General features: G+C 42.8%; 1 protein-coding gene and 2 rRNA genes. All 3 read right to left on the bottom strand.

The window, feature by feature from the left end:
- Positions 1-315: 315 nt before the first annotated feature.
- Complete coding sequence (locus P9687_RS16575) at positions 316-528, bottom strand: sigma factor G inhibitor Gin (RefSeq protein ID WP_014096595.1); 213 nt, start codon at positions 526-528, stop codon at positions 316-318.
- 1,213 nt (positions 529-1,741) lie between these two features.
- Positions 1,742-1,857 (bottom strand): 5S ribosomal RNA (gene rrf, locus P9687_RS16570).
- 131 nt (positions 1,858-1,988) lie between these two features.
- Positions 1,989-2,181: ribosomal RNA gene (locus tag P9687_RS16565) — 23S ribosomal RNA — on the bottom strand; the annotation flags it as partial.

The raw sequence follows: 2,181 nt of genomic DNA, 5'->3' as shown, positions 1-2,181 counted from the left end.
AATACATCCCCAACCCATTGTGTAAAAACCTTCTGCATCAGAATTTTAATTTGTTCTTCAAATTCGATAAGACTCTTTGTATCCTTTAATAATCCAGCAATTATTAATATAATATCCATGGGAAGACCTCTCTCTCTAGATGTTCATCTTGAAGTGTACAATTAGATGATAGAGCGTCTTCCCATTTTTTTCCACTCATTTGCCCCTTCGAGTAAAATTTTACACATACGGTGATTGAAGTTTTTCCGATTGTCTGAGTATCTTTTCATAGAGTAGCATTTACACGGGCAGAACAAAAAAATAACCAAGCCTGTTTTAATATGCTTGGTCATGTATACATTTTGGGCTTTGAACTGCTTTCAACTGTCGGACAAAATAGGAATAACGCGGATCTCCCGTATCGGTACGGACCATTTCCTTTTCGCAGTCACTGCAGATAAATGATGTATAAAGATGGATGCCGTTATGTTTCAATTTCTCACAAACAATGCACATTTCCGGTTCATGTCTCAGGGCACTCCGATCCATCTGCTCCACCCCCTGCTCATTATAATTGCCATCATTTCCGCGGACTATTCACAATCAAAGAGATTTTTTCAAATGTTGCAACGAGAAAGCGAAATGATGTATGGTATCGTATGCCGGTTTTTCAGGTGTGTGTATGTCTCAAAAGAACGCGATAAGAAAGAGCTTGCTGACAAATTGGGTACAAACTCAGAATCGGATTCTTTCAGCAAACCTTAACGAAGACGGGCTTTATGTGAAGGAAGAGACTCGTTTTTGTTTGCTTCCTTGACGTAGACGGGCTATATGTGAAGGAAGGCCGTCTTTTTTGCTTGCTTTCTTAACATAGACGCGCTCTATGTGAAGGAGGGCCCTCAATTTTCCGCGCTTCCTTAACGTAGACGCGCCCTATGTTAAGGAAGGCCTTCGTTTTTGCTTGCTTCCTTAACGTAGACGCGCCCTATGTTAAGGAAGACCTTTGTTTTTGCTTGCTTCCTTAACATAGACGGGCTCTAAGTGAAGGAAGACCTTCGTTTTTGTTTGCTTCCTTAACGTAGACGCGCCCTATGTTAAGGAAGACCTTTGTTTTTGTTTGATTCCTTAACATAGACGCGCTCTATGTAAAGAAAGACCGCCTTTTTTCCGCGCTTCCTTAATGTAGATGCGCCCTATGTTAAGGAAGACCTTTGTTTTTGCTTGCTTCCTTAACGTAGACGCGCTCTAGGTAAAGAAAGACCGCCTTTTTTCCGCGCTTCCTTAACGTAGATGCGCTCTAAGTGAAGGAAGATCTTCGTTTTTGTTTGCTTCCTTAACGTAGACGCGCTCTAGGTAAAGAAAGACCTTCGTTTTTCCGCGCTTTCTTAACGTAGACACACTCTATGTGAAGGAAGACCTTCGTTTTTGTTTGCTTCCTTAACATAGAGGGGCTCTATGTTCAATTTACTTTTTGCACTTTTTGAGATGTTTTCTTAATTCCTTTCGTTACTCTAAAAATTCCCGTTCCTGTACGTAATATCATATCCATGGGAAACCTCTCTCTAGATGTTCATTTCAAGGTGTACATTTAGATAATAGAGTGTCTTCCCATTTTTTCACTTATCTGCCCCTCCGAGTAAAATTTTACATATACTCGGCATTTATCTTCCCTTATCGTTGGGCTACGTCCTTCATACGATTGAAGCGAGGATGGTAAAAGAAATAAAAAAACCACAGACCATTTGTCTGCGGTTCTCTTTTGGCCCGGCAACGTCCTACTCTCGCAGGGGGAAACCCCCAACTACCATCGGCGCTGGAAAGCTTAACTTCCGTGTTCGGGATGGGAACGGGTGTGACCTTTCCGCCATTATCACCGGACCTGTATAATTTTGGGATGTGTTCCCTGAAAACCGGATGGGAGAAAAAACTGTAAACGGAGAACGCGTTTCTAACCTTGAGAATTGTCTAGCTCCAGTGCACCTTTTTCAAGGCGCCCTTCGCTTTTCTATTTGGTTAAGTCCTCGATCGATTAGTATCCGTCAGCTCCACGCGTCGCCGCGCTTCCACCCCGGACCTATCAACCTGATCATCTTTCAGGGATCTTACCAGTATAAACTGTGGGAAATCTCATCTTGAGGGGGGCTTCATGCTTAGATGCTTTCAGCACTTATCCCTTCCGCACCTAGCTACCCAGCGATGCCT

The sequence above is a fragment of the Weizmannia sp. CD-2023 genome, from assembly GCF_036225245.1.
Lineage (GTDB): Bacteria > Bacillota > Bacilli > Bacillales > Bacillaceae_C > Weizmannia > Weizmannia faecalis.
This window is presented reverse-complemented; position numbering and strand designations above follow the sequence as displayed.